Annotated in this window: 1 protein-coding gene and 1 pseudogene; both read left to right on the forward strand. The window is 53.4% G+C overall.

All coding sequences use genetic code 11. The features are described 5' to 3' along the window. Positions 1-411, forward strand: a 411-nt coding sequence (gene tssB, locus SIK97_RS01000; RefSeq protein ID WP_319610919.1) for a type VI secretion system contractile sheath small subunit, incomplete at its 5' end; no start/stop codon positions are given. Between the two features lie 40 nt (positions 412-451). Then, positions 452-640 (forward strand): annotated as a pseudogene (locus SIK97_RS01005) (type VI secretion system contractile sheath large subunit); the annotation flags it as partial.

Below are 640 nucleotides of genomic sequence, written 5' to 3' on the forward strand. Positions count from 1 at the left end.
AAAGTCGAGCTGCCGCTGAAACTCCTCACCATCGGTGATTTCAGTAATGGCAAAGAAGACCGGCCATTATCGGAAAGAGCAAAAATCAACGTCAATAAAAATAACTTCAACAGCGTACTTTCGGAATTCAGCCCGGAAATCAGCCTCACGGTACAGAACACGCTGGCCGGCGATAGCGCCGAAGAAAATATTCAGCTCCGCTTCGCCGATATGAAAGATTTCGAACCGGAGCAGGTGGCCCGCCAGATCCCCCAGCTCCGCGCCATGCTGGCGATGCGGAATTTATTACGCGACCTCAAATCCAACCTGCTTGATAACGCCACTTTCAGAAAAGAGCTTGAGAAAATCCTGAAAGACCCGGCGCTGACGCAGGAATTACGCGACGAAATGAGCGCGCTGGCCCCGAAATAAACGGCGTGCGTTATTTAATGGATTAACCGGGAATATGCTGATGTCTGTAAATACTGAAACCGCCCCCGCGCAGGGGCAGACCGCTGTACTGGAAAAAGAGAGCGTTTACGCTTCCCTGTTTGACAAAATCAACCTGACCCCGGCGTCCCGCCTGGGCGATATTAACGACTTTCTGGATGATGCCGCGCTGTCCGACGCCCCGGCGGGCGAACGACTGACGGCGGCGATG

The sequence above is a fragment of the Klebsiella sp. JN_Kp126 genome (assembly GCF_033843325.1).
GTDB lineage: Bacteria > Pseudomonadota > Gammaproteobacteria > Enterobacterales > Enterobacteriaceae > Klebsiella > Klebsiella michiganensis.